The 15,084-nt window shown below is 61.9% G+C and carries 14 protein-coding genes; 6 read left to right on the top strand and 8 right to left on the bottom strand.

Annotated elements, in window-relative coordinates:
• The gene (locus ABIE28_RS20925) at positions 1-3,003 is read right to left on the bottom strand and encodes a helicase-related protein (protein ID WP_354066334.1); all 3,003 of its coding nucleotides are present in this window, start codon (positions 3,001-3,003) and stop codon (positions 1-3) included.
• A 492-nt stretch (positions 3,004-3,495) separates the two neighbouring features.
• Between ABIE28_RS20925 and ABIE28_RS20920 the strand changes: the two genes are divergently transcribed.
• A complete protein-coding gene (locus ABIE28_RS20920) occupies positions 3,496-3,825 on the top strand; it encodes a nuclear transport factor 2 family protein (protein ID WP_354066333.1) in 330 nt (109 codons plus the stop codon).
• Between the two features lie 396 nt (positions 3,826-4,221).
• On the opposite strand, the gene ABIE28_RS20915 is transcribed toward ABIE28_RS20920, so the two are convergent.
• Positions 4,222-5,004: a DUF3108 domain-containing protein gene (locus tag ABIE28_RS20915; protein ID WP_354066332.1), complete on the bottom strand. Its 783-nt coding sequence runs from the start codon at positions 5,002-5,004 to the stop codon at positions 4,222-4,224.
• Positions 5,005-5,218: 214 nt separating this feature from the next.
• Between ABIE28_RS20915 and rpmB the strand changes: the two genes are divergently transcribed.
• Both rpmB and ABIE28_RS20905 read left to right on the top strand, forming a co-directional pair.
• A complete protein-coding gene (gene rpmB / locus ABIE28_RS20910) occupies positions 5,219-5,506 on the top strand; it encodes a 50S ribosomal protein L28 (protein WP_354066331.1) in 288 nt (95 codons plus the stop codon).
• Between the two features lie 333 nt (positions 5,507-5,839).
• Positions 5,840-6,529 (top strand): queuosine precursor transporter, encoded by a 690-nt coding sequence (locus tag ABIE28_RS20905; RefSeq protein WP_354066330.1) that lies wholly within the window; start codon positions 5,840-5,842, stop codon positions 6,527-6,529.
• Positions 6,530-6,665: 136 nt separating this feature from the next.
• Here the strand turns inward: ABIE28_RS20905 and ABIE28_RS20900 are convergent, their stop codons facing one another.
• The 4 genes from ABIE28_RS20900 to ABIE28_RS20885 all read right to left on the bottom strand — a co-directional run bounded on the left by ABIE28_RS20900 (position 6,666) and on the right by ABIE28_RS20885 (position 11,539).
• The gene (locus ABIE28_RS20900) at positions 6,666-7,658 is read right to left on the bottom strand and encodes an esterase-like activity of phytase family protein (protein WP_354066329.1); all 993 of its coding nucleotides are present in this window, start codon (positions 7,656-7,658) and stop codon (positions 6,666-6,668) included.
• Positions 7,655-9,544, bottom strand: coding sequence for a cobaltochelatase subunit CobT (gene cobT / locus ABIE28_RS20895; protein WP_354066328.1), 1,890 nt, complete (start codon positions 9,542-9,544; stop codon positions 7,655-7,657). The genes ABIE28_RS20900 and cobT overlap by 4 nt, the downstream gene beginning before the upstream one ends.
• 149 nt (positions 9,545-9,693) lie before the next feature.
• Positions 9,694-10,677 carry a cobaltochelatase subunit CobS gene (cobS, locus tag ABIE28_RS20890; RefSeq protein WP_354066327.1) on the bottom strand — a complete coding sequence of 328 codons (984 nt, stop codon included), beginning with the start codon at positions 10,675-10,677 and terminating at the stop codon, positions 9,694-9,696.
• Between the two features lie 226 nt (positions 10,678-10,903).
• Entirely contained in the window at positions 10,904-11,539 is a 636-nt protein-coding gene (locus ABIE28_RS20885) for a J domain-containing protein (protein ID WP_354066326.1), read from the bottom strand.
• A 43-nt stretch (positions 11,540-11,582) separates the two neighbouring features.
• Here ABIE28_RS20885 and ABIE28_RS20880 point away from each other — a divergent pair, with 43 nt between their 5' ends.
• Positions 11,583-11,855 (top strand): BolA family protein, encoded by a 273-nt coding sequence (locus tag ABIE28_RS20880; protein WP_354066325.1) that lies wholly within the window; start codon positions 11,583-11,585, stop codon positions 11,853-11,855.
• A 148-nt stretch (positions 11,856-12,003) separates the two neighbouring features.
• On the opposite strand, the gene aroB is transcribed toward ABIE28_RS20880, so the two are convergent.
• Positions 12,004-13,116 (bottom strand): 3-dehydroquinate synthase, encoded by a 1,113-nt coding sequence (aroB, locus tag ABIE28_RS20875; protein WP_354066324.1) that lies wholly within the window; start codon positions 13,114-13,116, stop codon positions 12,004-12,006.
• Complete coding sequence (locus tag ABIE28_RS20870; protein WP_354066323.1) at positions 13,116-13,706, bottom strand: shikimate kinase; 591 nt, start codon at positions 13,704-13,706, stop codon at positions 13,116-13,118. Before ABIE28_RS20870 ends, aroB begins: the two co-directional genes overlap by 1 nt.
• Positions 13,707-13,929: 223 nt before the next feature.
• On the opposite strand from ABIE28_RS20870, the gene ABIE28_RS20865 reads away from it, so the two are divergent.
• A complete protein-coding gene (locus ABIE28_RS20865; RefSeq protein ID WP_354066322.1) occupies positions 13,930-14,148 on the top strand; it encodes a hypothetical protein in 219 nt (72 codons plus the stop codon).
• Positions 14,145-15,053 carry a site-specific tyrosine recombinase XerD gene (gene xerD, locus ABIE28_RS20860; RefSeq protein ID WP_354066321.1) on the top strand — a complete coding sequence of 303 codons (909 nt, stop codon included), beginning with the start codon at positions 14,145-14,147 and terminating at the stop codon, positions 15,051-15,053. Before ABIE28_RS20865 ends, xerD begins: the two co-directional genes overlap by 4 nt.
• Positions 15,054-15,084: the final 31 nt, after the last annotated feature.

The raw sequence follows: 15,084 nt of genomic DNA, 5'->3' as shown, positions 1-15,084 counted from the left end.
TTACTGCCCCTTGGGCGCCTTGAGCGCCATCAGCTTGGCGAATGGGCTATCGGGATCGAAAGCCTTTTCCTTGCGCTCTTCGCGTGGCCGCTCGAACTTGGCGCGCTCGCCCTGCTGGTCGGCAGGACGTCGGTTGTCGGGGCGGTTGCGATTGTCGGCCTTGGGACGCAGATGCTGGGCCTTGGAAAGGTCCTGCACTTCGCCTTCGGGACGACGCGGCGCCTGTGGGCGCTGGTTGCGCTCGGGGCGCTTGGCCTGAACTTCGCCTTCAGGACGACGACGGCTGTCGTGGCGCTTGTTGTCCGGACGCTTGCCGGCAGGCGACCACACTTCGTCAAACTCTGGTTCGGCAGCGGCAGCAGGCGCAGCCTCGGCCGTATCGGGCGTTGCTTCGACAATCGTGGTTGCCGGAATCTCGGCTTCGATGGCCGGCGCAACGTCAGCGGTGACGGCTTCGACCGGGGCTTCATCGACAGCGTCAGTGCTGGCTGGATTTTCAGCCAGAACTTCCTCGAGTGCCGGTGCTTCGGCAGTTGCCTCGGCGGCCACGGCAGGAGCGGCAACCTTTGGCGTGCGTTTAACGCGATAACCAAGCGAATTGAGGATCGAGGCGAAATCTTCGCCCGAGCAACCCAGCAGCGAGGTCATTTCGACAGTCACGCGGAAGCCATTGCCTTCGGCAGCGCCAACCGGCAGTTCGCCGGCATAGGGACGACCGGCATCAAGCGCGATCAGCGGACGGATGATGTCGGCCAGACGCTCAAGGATATCGACGCGCACGGCGCGCTTGCCGGCAACCTTGAAACCCGCAACCTCATAGAGGCGCGTATCGACTTCTGGATCGACCACAAACGAGGTGCGGCCCGACAGAACGATATGCGGGATATCGGTGACGCCCGGCTGGCGCACGCCGCCATTCTGCAGGGCAAACAGGATCAGAGCCAGTTCGCGCGGCGCAGGCTTGAGCGAGAGCGGCAGATAGACGTGGTAGGCGCCGAACTTGACGCCGAGCTTGCGCAGCTTGCCACGCACGTCCTGATCAAGGTTCTTGACCTCGTCGGCGATGGCGCTGCGGGGCAGCAGGCCCAGATTTTCATAAAGCTGGTAGCCGATGCCGCGGGCGGTGCCTTCGAGATCGGTCGGCGCTTCAAGCGCCATGACGCCTTCGAGCACGGTATTGATGTGATGGCGCAGCCAGAGGCTGAGGCGATCCTGCACGCGCTCGAGATCGGTGCCGGTCAGCGTTTCATCGGCCAGCATCAGGATGCGTGGGCGATACAGCGCATCACCCTCGATCAGCTCAGCGACGATATCGCCCTTCCAACGCAGCCGGCCATCGGTGGCCAGCACGAACTCTTCGTTCGGCGCGCCCGCAAGCCTGTCGGCGCGGTTATGGATTTCGGGGGCCACGACATGTTCGGCGGCTGCACGCAGCCCCTTGATGTCAGCGTCGCCGTCATTGCGGGCGATTGTGAAACGGAAGCCTTCAAGCGTGCCGATGAGATGGCCTTCCAGCCGCACTTCGCCACGCTCATTGATCTCGGGAGATGCCATACGTTTGTCTTTCAGGTGACGAAGCAGCACGCTGGTGCGCCGGTCGACAAACCGCTGGGTAAGGCGCTCGTGTAGCGCATCGCTCAAGCGGTCTTCAATGTCTCGGGTCTTTTCGCGCCAATGTGAAGGGTCTGCAAGCCAGTTTTTGCGGTTAGCGACAAAGGTCCATGTTCGGATCTGCTTGATCCGGTTGCTCAAAGTGTCGATATCGCCGCTCGCATTGTCGCAAAAGCGCACCTGCTCGGCAATCCAATCAGCGTTGACCTTACCCTTTTTGACTAAGTCCGAGTAAATCCGCGTGACGATTTCGCCGTGATTGGCCGGCGAAATTCCCTGATAATCCGGGATTTGGCAGCATTCCCAGAGCAATCTGGCCCCATCAAGGCCGCGTGCCAGCTTGCCCGCTTCATTGCGCGAGACAAATTCGAGGGCATGCTGGTCCTTGGCGACGGGGACCCTGGTGAGGCTGCGATGCTCGGGTGATTTTTCAAGGCTATGCTGCAAAGCAGCGATAGATGAGAAATCCAGCTGATTGTTGCGCCATTGCAGCACTTTGATGGGGTCGAAGTCGTGCGTTTCGAGCGCAACGACCATTTCCTCATCGAATCCCTCTGTGCCGCCGGTGACCCCAAAGGTGCCATTTCGCGCGTGGCGACCGGCGCGCCCGGCGATCTGGCCGAGTTCGGCGGGGGTCAGCGGACGGCTGGTATGGCCATCGAACTTGCTGTCATCGGCAAAGGCGACGTGGTGGATATCAAGGTTGAGCCCCATGCCGATGGCATCTGTCGCCACCAGAAAATCGACATCGCCATTTTGGTAAAGCTCGACCTGCGCATTGCGGGTGCGGGGCGATAGCGCGCCCATGACCACGGCCGCCCCACCCCGCTCGCGGCGGATCAGTTCGGCAATGGCGTAAACCTGGCGGGCCGAAAAAGCGACGATGGCCGAGCGGGCCGGCTGGCGGGAGATTTTCTTTGAGCCCGAATAGGTGAGCTGGGAAAAGCGCGGCCGATCGACGATGTCGGCATCGGGCAGCAGCCGCCGAATGATCGGCGCCATGGTGGCGGCGCCCAGCAGCAGGGTTTCATGCATGCCGCGGGCATGCAGGACGCGGTCGGTGAACACATGGCCACGGTCGAAATCGGTGGCGGTCTGGATTTCGTCGATGGCGATGCAATCAACGCGAATATCCATCGGCATGGCTTCGACGGTGCACACCCAGAAACGCGGCTTGGCCGGAATGATGCGCTCCTCGCCGGTGACCAAAGCCACGGCCCCCTCGCCCACCCGCTCGACACAGCGCTGATAGACCTCGCGGGCCAGCAAGCGCAAAGGCAGGCCGATCATCCCGGTGGGATGGGCCAGCATGCGCTCGATGGCAAAGTAGGTCTTGCCGGTATTGGTGGGGCCAAGGATTGCCTTGACCGTTTGGGGGGGCGCGAAATTCATTGCGGCCAATGTAGGAGGTCGGGGGCTCAGTTGCGAGAGGCTGGAAAACTTGTCCCAAGAAAGGACAATGTTCGCGACCCATTTTCTAGCATGGTTAATGCTGCGAACAAGCCATGAACGAAGCAGCACCGAATCGACGCGATGGGTAAAATCGCGCTTTGTTCACGGCTAGGGGTGGTGGGCGACGGTCGCCGTGGGCACAAGTGAGCTGCAGTCACGGCCCCCTCACCCGCGAAAACTCGAAAAACCGTTCAGATGCATGACCAAAAGATAAATTTTGGCTGGAATCAGCCACTCGTTACCAAAAGGTAAGCGCCTGTTTGCCAAAGATTTTTGTCGGGTTCATGACAGAAGGCGCAGCCACGCTGGGGCAAAAATCGCAAAATTGAGGATGCTGTGCATTGACCGTCCTGAACTGGGACAGCGCGGCTACTGACAGCATCCGGCATGAGGCGGGGTAAGGATCGGCGATCAATCAACGAAAGATCGATCATGCCCGGCCAAGAAAACACCGCCCTGCCCATTCCGCTCGAAGCCTATTTTGCCGCCGAGGGCCACAGCACGACACTCGATCTGTTCGCGAACGATGCCGTGGTTGAGGACGAGGGCAAGGTCCATACCGGCGCGGGGGCGATCGGGGAATGGCTGGCCAGTGTGCAGCAGCGCTATCAGCCGCGATATAAAGTGCAGGGCGCCGAGACGGTTGGCGAGCGGACGGTGGTGACGTTTGAGGTGTCGGGGACCTTCCCGGGCAGCCCGGCGGTGTTGCGGCAGGCGATTACCGTTCGGGATGGGGTGATCGGGCGGTTGCAGACTTTGTAGTGGGATACCCCACCCAACACTGTCCAGGAACAACACAATTTTCCGTTCCAATCCCTCGCCCGTTAACGCCCAGACCAAACCGAGAACGAACAGGGACAGAATCGGGCGAACGGGCCAAATGCGGGTTTGTTCACGGCTAGCTGTGGTGGCTCGAACCTCTCGACCCACTAGTGCAATCGCCTGATGCCTCAACGCCCAGCAATTGGGCCCAAATCGCTTTACCTTGGTGAACAAAGGGTAAATTTCGGGCCGTTTTGGCCGAACCTCAACGAGCCGTTGCGCCGCAAAAAAGCAAAGGCCGGTCAGTCGTTAACGACTGCCGGCCCGCTTTGCGCCTCTATGGCGCGGCAAAATTGAGGATAAACCCGTTGACCGTCCCGAACCGGGACGGAGCCTCTAGTTACGCAGGCCGGTCAGAACCATCGACAGATCGCCCATATTGGTGCCCAGCAGCACGCGATAGGGGATGAAGTAGCCGCTGTCGCCGAGCGGCGCATACCAGATGATGATGCGGTTGCTGTCAGCCAGGTAATTGGTGATGTCCGAGCTGGTGAAGTGCCCCGAGACAGGATTGTAGTCGACCGTGCACAGCACGACCGGCCCCTGATAGCCGGTGCGAGGCGAGGTGGCATTGTCTTCGCCGGCATAGGTCATGGCGATGTTGAAGCGCTCGACGCCGGTAAAGATATTGGACTGCTTCTGGCAGAGGCTCTTGTCGAGCCCGGTGCCCTTGAGCACGAAGGCCGAGAGGAAATCGCCAACGCCGGTCAGGTGGCGGCGCTCGAGCGGCACGCGGTCGTAATTGTCGATGATCGGCGGATCGACCTTGAACGAGGACACATCGCGCCCGGCAAAGCTGACATCGACGGTAAACAGCTCGCCATTGGCGCGGGTCTGCAGATTGAACGTGTCGGCCACCAGCGTCTGCCCGGCCGAGCGGCCGGATGAGCTGGCCTTGGCCGTGCCGCTGGCAACCAGCGTTCCGAGCCCTGCCACATTGGCCGAGAGGTTCAGATCGTAGCGGCTGCCATTGTCGTCGAGGTCGACGCTGATATTGGCGATATTGATGCCGCCCAGCGTCACGACATACTTAGCCGTAGCGTCCACCTCGGCGGCGCTGGCCGGATGGCTCAGGAACACCGCCAGGGCGGCTACGGGAATGAGTCGAAACTTGATCAAGGCTTGGCTCTCTGCGGTGAGGGGCGCGAATCAGCTATTGGTCTGAAATTGCCTGCGGCTTATGGCCCATGCAAGGCGCTCGCGGCCGTTTGAGCCCGCTTTGCCTTGACGGCAGCACCCGTTTTCTCTAAAGACGCCCCAGATTTCATAACAATCGAGGCCCGTCGCGGAATTCTCTGCCACGCAGGACCTTTACACAAATAGGATATCGAAAATGGCACGTCGCTGCGAATTGACTGGTAAGGGCGTAATGACCGGGAACAACGTTTCTCACGCTCTCAACCGCACCCGTCGCCGGTTCCTCCCGAACCTGCTGAACGTTACGCTGATCTCGGACGCTCTGAACCGCTCGGTCAAGCTGCGCATTTCTGCTGCAGCACTGCGCTCGGTCGAGCACCGCGGTGGCCTCGATGCATTCCTGCTCAAGCAGAGCGACGACACGCTGTCGCCACTTGCTGCCGGCATCAAGAAGGAAATTCGCGCCGCCCTCGCTGCTGCCTAAGCGAAACCTTCCGATCTAGAATTAGCCGCGTGGGCCGAAAAGTCCGCGCGGTTTTTGTTTTTGGGGGGACCATGGTGGGCACGCCCTCGTGGTTCGAGGCTCGTAAGAACTCGCACCTCACCATAAGGGCTCCAGATAGAAATGTGCTCCCAGTAGACCTCATGGTGAGGCGGGAGCGCAGCGACCCTCGAACCACGAGGGCGTGGCACAACAAGTAAAGTGCCCTCGGGTCTGGCCCGAGGGTGACGTCTGGTGGTTAGGGTCGCCCCTGCCCCGATCAAAACACGGCGCACCGGTCTTTTGCTGGATCGCGCCCAACAGAGGTGCATTCTGATGCTAGCTCGTTTCATTGCGGCCGTGGCCGCCATGGTCGTGGTCGTTGCCGCGTCCAATATTCTGGTTCTCTATCCACTGCAGGCCCATATCGGCTCGGTCAATCTGGCTGACCTGCTGACCTGGGGGGCCTTCACCTTCCCCTTTGCCTTCCTGATCTCGGATCTCACCAACCGCTATGACGGCCCGCGCAATGCGCGGCTGGTGGTGCTGGTTGGCTTTCTGGTGGGTCTGGCGCTGTCCTTCTATCTCAGCGCCAATCCGCTGCCCTGGAACACCGAGGGCGGCGCCGCGACCACCCAGCGCATCGCGCTGGCCTCGGCGGCAGCATTCCTCGTTGGGCAGTTGCTCGATATCTCGATCTTCTCGCGCCTGCGCGCCGCCAAGGCCTGGTTTGTGCCGCCGCTGGCTGCATCGCTGTTTGGTTCGATGATCGATACCGCGATCTTCTTTTCGGTGGCCTTCGCCCCCGCGCTGGTCGGCGTCGACTATTTCTTCGGGCTGGAGGATGGCTCGCTGGGCTTCCCCGCGCCATGGCTGGGCGTTGGGCCCGAAGTGCCGCTCTGGACCTCGCTGGCCTCTGGCGACTTCATGGTCAAGTTCCTGGCGGCGCTGCTGTTGCTGGCGCCCTATCGGCTGCTGATGGGGCGGATCAGGCCGCTGCCGGCGCTTGGGGCCGGACGGCTTTAGGATTCTTTGTTGGGATACCCCCACCTCGCCTCCCCCTGATAGGGGGAGGAATCTGTGCGGTGGTTGGGGCTGGATTGTTGGCAAACGCCGGATGGGCTCCTCCCCCTATCAGGGGGGGGCTGGGTGGGGGTATCCCCTATTCCGGCAGTGCAAATTCCAGCAGCAGGCTGCGCTGCCAATCGTTGAAATTGTTGTCCGAGCCGATCAAAATCCGCATTTCGCCATTGGGTGCAGTGTGGACTGTCATGGCTTCCATATTGTCGATCGAGCCGCCGGTGGCCGATAACAGCAATTCGCCCACCATCAGATTGCCCGGCCGCACGTCGGCGGCAGGAACCCGGCGGAGGTTCATCACGAAGCTCAGCATGGAAATGCCGCGCTCCAACACCAGCAGATCGCCATTGGGCAGGAAGGCACATTCGGTGGGATTGACCACCGGGCTATTGAAATAGGTGATCGGGCCCTTGTCGTTCTGGCCGAGCAGATAGCCGCGATGATTGCCGGCCTCGTCGAGATATTCCTCGGTCAGCAGCAGGGTCGAGCCGGCAACCGGTGAAGCGGGCGGTGCGATGCAGACCGATTCCAGTGATTCATTGGTGCGCAGATCGGTCAGCCATTGCGGGATGGCAACTTCCCGCGCCGGACCGCCGGGCATGCCATCGGTGATCGCAAAGTCGGCGACGCGGGTCAGGTGCTCGAAGCCGACGCGGACGGCGACGGGAACGCCATCACGATAGACCGTATCGACGCTTTCGGCGTCCTTGGCATATTGGCGGGGCAGCACATCGCCCTTGGAATTGCGCATGGCCTCGATGCGCACCCCGATAAAGCCGAACAGGCGATCATCATCGTCATAGGCCAGTTGCCCGACAACGAAATTGCCCCGGTCTGAGACGAAGGTGACATGCTGGTCGGGGCCGGTGACTGTCAGGCCCGAGAGGCCTCCAAAAGTGTCATCGGGGCTGGTCATGGCGATGCCGCCACGAAAGATCAGCTTGTCGACCTTCTGGTCGATGTCGCTATCCTTGAACCGGGTGATTGGGGTGGCACTCACCGTCGCTTCGACCGCGCTGGCGGCGGAGACGCCCACCAGCAAGGCCGCAGCGATTGCGGCGAGAAGCCGGGTCATCCCCGTCCCCGCCGCCGTGCTTGAGCCGGCATTTCTTCGTCAAACAACGAGGCCAGCTCGTCGGTCAGCGCTCCGGCCAGTTCTTCGGCATCGAGCAGGGTGACGGCGCGGCGATAATAACGCGTCACGTCATGGCCAATGCCCACCGCCACCAGCTGGATGGGCGAGCGGGTTTCGATGTCCTCGATCACCTGACGGAGATGGGCTTCGAGATAATTGCCGGCATTGACCGACTGGGTCGAGTCATCGACCGGCGCCCCATCGGAAATCACCATGAGGATACGGCGCGCTTCAGGACGGGCCATCAGGCGTCGACGGGCCCATTCGAGCGCTTCGCCGTCGATGTTTTCCTTGAGCAGACCTTCGCGCATCATCAGGCCGAGGTTGCGGCGGGCATGACGCCATGGCTCGTCGGCAGCCTTGTAGATGATGTGGCGCACATCGTTGACGCGGCCCGGATTGGCCGGACGGCCCGCTTCGAGCCAGGCTTCGCGGCTCTTGCCCCCCTTCCAGGCGCGGGTGGTGAAACCCAGGATCTCGACCTTGACGCCGCAACGCTCCAGCGTGCGCGCAAGAATGTCGCCGCAGATCGCCGCAATGGTGATCGGGCGGCCGCGCATCGAGCCGGAATTGTCGATCAGCAAGGTGACGACTGTGTCGCGGAAATCGGTGTCGTTTTCGACCTTGAAGGACAGAGCCTGCATCGGGTCGGTGACGACACGCGTCAGACGCGCCGTATCGAGCAGGCCTTCTTCGAGATCGAACTGCCAAGAGCGGTTTTGCTTCGCCATCAAACGACGCTGCAGCTTGTTGGCCAGCCGCGCCACGGCGCCGGCCAGGTTTTCCAACTGCTTGTCGAGCAGAGCACGGAGCTGATCGAGCTCGTCGGGCGGGCAGAGTTCGGCCGCCTTGACGATCTCGTCGAACTTGGTGGTGAACACCTTGTAGTTGAACTGATTGGAGAGCTGGGTGCCGCCATCCTTACCCGGTGGGGGCATGGGTGCGTCTTCGCCAGCTTCGGCCGCAGCGTCCTCGTCGGTATCGGCCATGTCGGACTCAATGCCGTCGACATCGCCGGTTTCTTCCGATTCGCCGGCCTGCTCGTCCTGATCGGAATCCTCGCTGTCGTTCTCGCCCTCGCCCTGTTCGGGCGACTGGTCGGAGGCTTCGCCCTGATCGGGTTCCTGATTTTCGTCGGTCTCATCGTCCGACGCGTCAGGGTCTTCCAGTTCGCTTTCGGGCACAAGGTTGAGATCGCGCAGCAGCGCCTTGGCGGCCTTGCTGAACTCGTCCTGATTTTCGTAGCGGGTCAGAAGATCATCGAGCGACTTGCCGCCCTTGTCTTCGATTTCCTTGCGCCACAGATCAACCAGCGCGTGGCCCGATGGTGGCACCGGCACGCCAGCGAGCTTTTCACGCAACAGCAGGCCAAGGGCCTCGGCGATCGGCGCATCGCCCTTGTCGTCGATCTCGGCAAAATTGGCGCGGAACAGCCGGTCTTCCAGCATTTCGCTGATATTGCCGACCATGCCGGGCATGCGCACGCAGCCCAGAGCCTCGACACGGGCCTGTTCGAGCGCGTCGAACGCGGCGCGGGCGATGGGGTCCATCGGCGAGCGCTTGCGGTGGGTATCGGGATCGTGGCTGGCCAGACGCATGGCCATGGCGTCGCCCTGCCCGCGGGCAATGGCAATATCGCGCTTGGTGGGCAGGCGCGGCAGATTGGCCAGACGCGCCTTGTCCGAGGTCAAAAGCGGCCGATCAGCCGTAAAGGTCACTTCAAGATCGGCCTTGCCACCAATGGCGCGCACCGTCGCACCCATGGCTGATTTGAACAGCTGGGTCTGGTCTGGCTTATTGGCTTTGCTGCGCGGTGGTTGTGCCATCTGGATGCTCGTCGGTTGGGGGAAGGCCCCCTCACCCGCCGCTACGCGGCGACCTCTCCCCCAAGGGAGAGGTGAGAAACGCCGAACCCCCTGCACCTCTCCCTTGGGGGAGAGGTCGGCCCGAAGGGCCGGGTGAGGGGGCCTTTAACTTAAACCGATACAGCCAGATTGGCCGACGATTCAGGCAGATCTTCGCCGAACACGCGCTGGTAGAATTCGGCAACCACGGGGCGCTCGAGTTCGTCGCATTTGTTCAGAAACGTCAGCCGGAAGGCAAAGCCGATATCGCCACCGAAAATCTGGGTGTTTTCGGCCCAGGTGATGACAGCACGCGGGCTCATGACGGTCGACAGATCGCCATTGATGAAAGCCTGACGGGTGAGGTCAGCCAGACGCACCATGTTGGAGACGAGCTTCTTGCCCTTCTCGTCGGCGCCATAGGCTTTGTTCTTGGCCAGAACGATGCCGACTTCCTTGTCGTGTGGCAGGTAGTTCAGCGTCGTGACCAGGCTCCAGCGGTCCATCTGACCCTGGTTGATCTGCTGGGTGCCGTGATAGAGGCCCGACGTATCGCCCAGACCAATGGTATTGGTGGTCGAGAACAGCCGGAACGCCGGATGGGGCACGATCACGCGGTTCTGGTCGAGCAAGGTCAGCCGACCCGCCACTTCAAGCACGCGCTGGATCACGAACATCACGTCTGGACGACCGGCGTCATATTCGTCAAACACCAGCGCGACGTTGTTCTGCACGGCCCATGGCAGGATGCCATCGCGGAATTCGGTGATCTGCTTGCCGTCCTTGAGCACGATCGCGTCCTTGCCGACGAGATCGATACGCGACACATGGCTGTCGAGGTTCACGCGGACCAGCGGCCAGTTGAGGCGCGCCGCAACCTGCTCGATATGCGTCGACTTGCCGGTGCCGTGATAGCCCTGCACCATGACGCGGCGGTTGTACTGAAAGCCGGCCAGAATCGCCAGGGTCGTGTTGCGGTCGAACAGGTAATCCGGATCGATCGGTGGCACGTGGCTGTTGGCTTCTTTGTAGCCCATCACCTTCATATCGGTGTCGATGCCGAACAGCTCCCGAGCCGAATATTCGGTGTCAGGCAGATTGGCGTACTCAGTCATGGCAAAGCTCTTGGCGGAAAATTAGCGGCAGGAGGGCAGAAAAGTCGCGGGCTCTATAGCAGCATTGTGACGGTGGCGGTAGCCTCCGCTTCACCTCTCCCTCGGGGGATAGGTCGGCGGCTCCGCCGACGGGTGAGGGGGCCTTTTCTGGATGCAGTGAGTGGGAAAGCCCCCTCACCCGCCCCTTCGGGTCGACCTCTCCCCCAAAGGGAGAGGTGAGGAACCGCTACTTCGCGACAAACCCCGCCTTCTTGAGGTGGGAGTAGGCTGCGATGATGGCGCGCAGGCGGTCTTCCGATGATTTGTCACCGCCATTGGCGTCGGGGTGGTGGATTTTGACCAGCGTCTTGTAGGCGCTCTTGATGTCATCGGACTTGGTGGGCCCGACCAGACCGAGCGTTTCAAGCGCCCGGCGATCCGGCTCATGCAGCGGCTTGATGCGCTCGGCAGCCGGGGTCTGGGCCTGGCGATGGCGGTACTTGGCGAACACGCCAAACGGGTCGCCATACTTGTCGCCGGGACGCAGGCTGGAGGCAGCGGTGCGCGCCGCACGCGAGGTGCGCACGCCCGGATTGCCGGTGGCAAAGCTTGAGCGCGCCTCGGCCTTGGGGGGCGTATGCAGCGCTTCCTCGAGTTCATCCTTGTCCATGTCGGCAAAGAAATTGAACGAGGTGTTATAGTGACGAACGTGCTCGAGGCAGAAGTGGTGGTACTGCCCCGCGCCTTTTGCGCCCTTTGGCGCCTTGTATTCACCGGGCTTTACGCAGCCTTCCCAGTCACAGACGTCCTCAACCTGCGCAGGCTTTTCTTCCTTGCGAGGCTTGATGCGAATGGAATCAAAGATCTTGGACGACAGTTTCATTCTCGCCTAGTTAAGTGCCACACCAGATGGAAGGCCCGCCGCCATGAGCGTCAAAGACACCCTGACCGCCAAGCTTACCGACAAATTTGCCCCCGTATTCCTTGATGTGATCGACGAATCGAACAAACATTTCGGTCATGCCGGATGGCGGGAGGGTGGTGAAACCCATTTTCGTGTCAGAATCGCGACCCGTCATTTTGACGGGATGAGCCGCGTTGCGCAACACCGCGCGATCAATGAAGTGCTCGATGCCGACCTCAAAGGCCGGGTTCACGCCCTGGCCATCGACGTCCTGCCGACCGAGGGACCATTTTAACGCGCGCGGGTTGCCGTGACCATGCCGAACAAGAGGCCCGCAATCGATAGATGGGGTTGCAGAGCATAAATGTGCCGCAGAGACGCGTCGTTCAAGGGGGCGGCGGGGTGAGCTCTTCCCTTCTCCCCTTGCGGGAGAGGGAAGAGGCTTAGCCCCGCATTTCATCCAGATATGCCGCGACTGCCGCGCCATCGACATTGCGTTCGATAAACGCCTGTCCGATGCCACAGGTCAGAATGAAGGTCAGCGCGCCGCGGGTGACTTTTTTGTCCTGGGCGATGGCGGCCATCAGGGTCTCGGTTGAGCCGAGCGTGCCGGGGATGTCGGCCAGTGTGGTGGGCAGGCCGGACTTTTTCAGATGCGCGGCGATGCGGCCGGTGTCCTGACTGGGGGCGAGGCCGAGTTTGGCGGAAAAGCCGTGGGCCAGCACCATGCCGATGGCGACGCCTTCGCCATGCAGCAGGCGGTCCGAATAACCGGTGTCTTTTTCGAGCGCATGGCCAAACGTGTGGCCCAGATTGAGTAGCGCGCGGACGCCGAGTTCTTTTTCGTCTTCGATGACGACGCGCGCCTTGTGGGCACAGCAGCGGGCAATGGCTTCGCCGCGCGCCGGGCCACCGGCGAAGATTTCGGCCTGATGCTCTTCGAGCCAGAAGAAGAAGTCTTCATCGTCGATCAGGCCATATTTGACCACTTCGGCATAGCCGGCAGCGAACTGGCGCGGGCTGAGCGTATCGAGGGTGGAGAGGTCGGCCAGCACCAGTTTGGGCTGATGGAAGGCGCCGATCAGGTTCTTGCCATGCGGGGAATTGATGCCGGTCTTGCCGCCGACCGAGCTATCGACCTGCGCCAGAAGCGAGGTCGGCATCTGCACGAAATCCATGCCGCGTCGCGCGATCGCTGCTGCAAAGCCCGAGAGATCGCCGATCACCCCACCGCCCAAGGCGATGATGAGATCGCCGCGTTCGAGCCGCGCGGCCAGAATGCCTTCGACAGCCTGGCCGAGAAAGGCCCATGACTTTGTGCTTTCGCCGGCCGGCAGGATGATTTCGGTATGACCGAGGCCTGCGGCATCGAGCGATTTGATGAGGCGGGGCAATTGCGCCTGCGCCACCATCTCGTCGGTGATGATGCCATAGCGGCGACCGGGGAAGCGCTCGGCCAGAATTGCCCCCGCATCATCCAGCAGCCGGTCACCGATCAGAATGTCATAGGCGCGCTCGCCCAGAGCGACATGAACGGTGTGGGCAATATCGGCCATTAGGAGCGGTCCTGACGTTTGAGATAGGCGAGCACGGCGTCGATGACGTCGCTGGCCACCACATCCTGGGGCACATCGCGCGACACCACGGTCACATCGGCCTCGGCATAGATGGGATAGCGATCTTCGATCAGCTTTTCGAGCGTGGCGCGGGGATTGGCGGTCTTGAGCAAGGGTCGGTTGGAGCGGCGCGACACCCGCTCGAACAGGATATCGATCTCGGCCTTGAGCCAGACCGAAATCGCCTCGTCCTTGACCAAGGCCCGGGTTTCGAGATTGACGAATGCGCCGCCGCCGGTGGCCAGCACGACGCCATCTTCCTTGAGCACACGGGCGATGACCCGCGTTTCGCCCATGCGAAATTCGGGCTCGCCGCGCTGCTCGAAAATTTCGGGAATGGTCATCTGCGCCGCTTTTTCGATTTCCTCGTCACTGTCGAGGAAATGGCGCTCCAGCCTTGCGGCAATGCGGCGACCGACGGTCGTCTTGCCCGCGCCCATCATGCCCACGAGTACAAGCGGCCTGCCGGCAAGTTGCCTGACAAGCTGTTCGGCGCGAGCCTGTCGCGATGCCGCGTCCGGTCGGTTCAAAAGGCGCTCCCCACAGCGTTTCCAGGCGAGTTGGCCAGAAAACCGCGACAGATCAGGAATCGAACCATTCCCACTTGCAGCAGAATGATCCGGTGTTGGCGCTATCAAGCCGTCCGGCTCTCGCCTGTCAAGAACTTGCAGTCAAAGCCTGCCCGTCACACTATGCCTACGGAAACGAAACCTTTTGCTGGCAAATTGCAAGAAATCTGCAAGCGGGAGCGTCATGCCCACCCTGATCCGACTTATCATCACCCTGCTTTTCCTCGGCGGACTTTTCTACGCCGGCATGATCGCGCTGATCGCCTATGTCGAGCCAACGCCCAAGGAGGTGACGGTGCGTATTCCAACGCGTGACCTCCTGGCCGGGGGCCAGGCGCCATTGCCCGGACAGGCTGCGCCCGCCGAAGAAGCCGAAGCAGCACCTGCCCCCGTGACGCCATGAGCGGCGGACATTTGATCGGCGCGTTCCTCGAAATGATGAGCGCCGAACGCGGTGCGGCCAAAAACACCATCGACGCCTATCGGCGCGACCTGACCGACTATGCCGGTTTCGTCACGCGGCGGCACCAGACGCTGCTCACCAGTGAGCGCGAAACGGTCAACGCCTATCTCGACCGGCTGCATGCCGAAGGGCTGTCATCGTCATCCTCGGCGCGGCGGCTATCGGCGATCCGCCAGTTTCACAAATTCCTCTGTGCCGATGGCATGCGCGCCGATGATCCGACCCGTATTGTCGCCAGCCCCCGCAGCAGCCGGGCGTTGCCGAAAGTGCTGTCGATTGCCGAGGTCGATCGGCTGCTGACGACCGCCGAGGGTGAAGCCAATGCCGAGGCTTCTGCTGCCAAACAGGCCGGTGCGCTGCGGCTCTATGTGCTGCTCGAACTGCTCTATGCCACGGGCCTGCGCGTCAGCGAACTGGTGAGCCTGCGCCGCTCGGCGGTGATGCGCGACACCAGCTACCTGACCGTGCTCGGCAAGGGCAACAAGGAGCGCATCGTGCCGCTCAACGACCGCGCCCGCGACGCCATCAAGACCTATGTGGCAACGCTTGAGCCCGGCCCGTTCCTGTTTCCGGCCAGCGGCGCCGAGGGCTATCTGTCGCGTCAGGTTTTTGCCCGCGACCTCAAGGGGCTGGCCGCCCGCGCCGGGATCAGTTCGGGCCGTATCGCCCCCCACGTGCTGCGCCACGCCTTTGCCAGCCACCTTTTGGCCGGGGGCGCAGACCTGCGCGTAGTGCAGATGCTGTTGGGGCATGCCGACATTTCGACGACGCAGATATATACCCACGTGCTGGACGAGAAATTGCGCACACTGGTGGAGACGCATCATCCGCTGGCTGAGGGGTGATCGTGCCACACCCTCGTGGTTCGAGGGTCGC

The sequence above is a fragment of the Devosia sp. 2618 genome, assembly GCF_040546815.1.
In the GTDB taxonomy this organism is placed as follows: Bacteria; Pseudomonadota; Alphaproteobacteria; order Rhizobiales; family Devosiaceae; genus Devosia.
Note: the sequence above shows the minus strand (reverse complement) of the source record. Positions and strands in the feature narration are given on the sequence as shown.

Excerpts from the sequence above, each read along its gene's own strand:
- ABIE28_RS20925 (WP_354066334.1), bottom strand. The coding sequence starts at position 3,003 with ATGAATTTCGCGCCCCCCCAAACGGTCAAGGCAATCCTTGGCCCCACC.
- ABIE28_RS20880 (WP_354066325.1), top strand. The coding sequence starts at position 11,583 with ATGAGCGTCAAAGACACCCTGACCGCCAAGCTTACCGACAAATTTGCC.
- ABIE28_RS20905 (WP_354066330.1), top strand. The coding sequence starts at position 5,840 with ATGCTAGCTCGTTTCATTGCGGCCGTGGCCGCCATGGTCGTGGTCGTT.
- cobT (WP_354066328.1), bottom strand. The coding sequence starts at position 9,544 with ATGGCACAACCACCGCGCAGCAAAGCCAATAAGCCAGACCAGACCCAG.
- xerD (WP_354066321.1), top strand. The coding sequence starts at position 14,145 with ATGAGCGGCGGACATTTGATCGGCGCGTTCCTCGAAATGATGAGCGCC.
- cobS (WP_354066327.1), bottom strand. The coding sequence starts at position 10,677 with ATGACTGAGTACGCCAATCTGCCTGACACCGAATATTCGGCTCGGGAG.
- ABIE28_RS20900 (WP_354066329.1), bottom strand. The coding sequence starts at position 7,658 with ATGACCCGGCTTCTCGCCGCAATCGCTGCGGCCTTGCTGGTGGGCGTC.
- rpmB (WP_354066331.1), top strand. The coding sequence starts at position 5,219 with ATGGCACGTCGCTGCGAATTGACTGGTAAGGGCGTAATGACCGGGAAC.
- ABIE28_RS20885 (WP_354066326.1), bottom strand. The coding sequence starts at position 11,539 with ATGAAACTGTCGTCCAAGATCTTTGATTCCATTCGCATCAAGCCTCGC.
- ABIE28_RS20920 (WP_354066333.1), top strand. The coding sequence starts at position 3,496 with ATGCCCGGCCAAGAAAACACCGCCCTGCCCATTCCGCTCGAAGCCTAT.
- aroB (WP_354066324.1), bottom strand. The coding sequence starts at position 13,116 with ATGGCCGATATTGCCCACACCGTTCATGTCGCTCTGGGCGAGCGCGCC.
- ABIE28_RS20865 (WP_354066322.1), top strand. The coding sequence starts at position 13,930 with ATGCCCACCCTGATCCGACTTATCATCACCCTGCTTTTCCTCGGCGGA.